1 protein-coding gene is annotated in these 643 nt (G+C 63.6%); it reads right to left on the bottom strand.

Annotated features, from left to right (window positions below; genetic code table 11):
- Nucleotides 1–88: 88 nt before the first annotated feature.
- The coding region (locus ACTIEZ_RS15435; RefSeq protein ID WP_439547578.1) for an ABC transporter ATP-binding protein at nucleotides 89–643 on the bottom strand (555 nt) is incomplete at its 5' end.

A 643-nucleotide genomic window follows, 5' to 3' on the forward strand; every position in this document is an offset into this window, starting at 1 on the left:
GTTGCGTGAGTGCGGGAATGACGAAGCTGGCGCTCATGGGAATTCCGATGTCTGGGAGGGAAAACGGAAAAAGGCGGGAGAGACGACCTTACGCGCTGGCGGCGACCGGAGCCAGCGGGTTGGCTTCACGATGCTGCAGGCGGAAGAACGAGGCATAGCGTCCGCCGCGCCGCAGCAAGTCGTCGTGACGGCCGGTCTCGACGATGGCGCCGTTCTCAACCACCAGAATCTGGTCGGCATGCATGATGGTGTGCAGGCGATGCGCGATGACGATGGTGGTGCGGTTCTGGCACAGATGCTCGATGGCTTCCTGCACCTGCTTCTCGGATTCGGAGTCCAGCGCCGCTGTGGCTTCATCGAGCAGGATGATCGGCGCGTCCTTCACCAGTGCGCGGGCAATCGCAATGCGCTGGCGCTGGCCGCCGGAAAGTTGCGTGCCGTGTTCGCCGACCGGCGTGTCGTAGCCGAGCGGGAAGCTCATGATGAAGTCGTGGGCGCAGGCAGCCTTCGCGGCATTGACGATCTCGTCGTTCGATGCGCCGGGGCGGCCAAAGGCGATATTCTCGCGAATGGTGTCGCGGAACAGATAGACGTCCTGTCCGACATAGGCCGTTTGTTGGCGCAGCGAGCGCCGCGACACGTC

It is taken from the genome of Sandarakinorhabdus sp., from assembly GCF_051860625.1.
In the GTDB taxonomy this organism is placed as follows: Bacteria; Pseudomonadota; Alphaproteobacteria; order Sphingomonadales; family Sphingomonadaceae; genus Sandarakinorhabdus.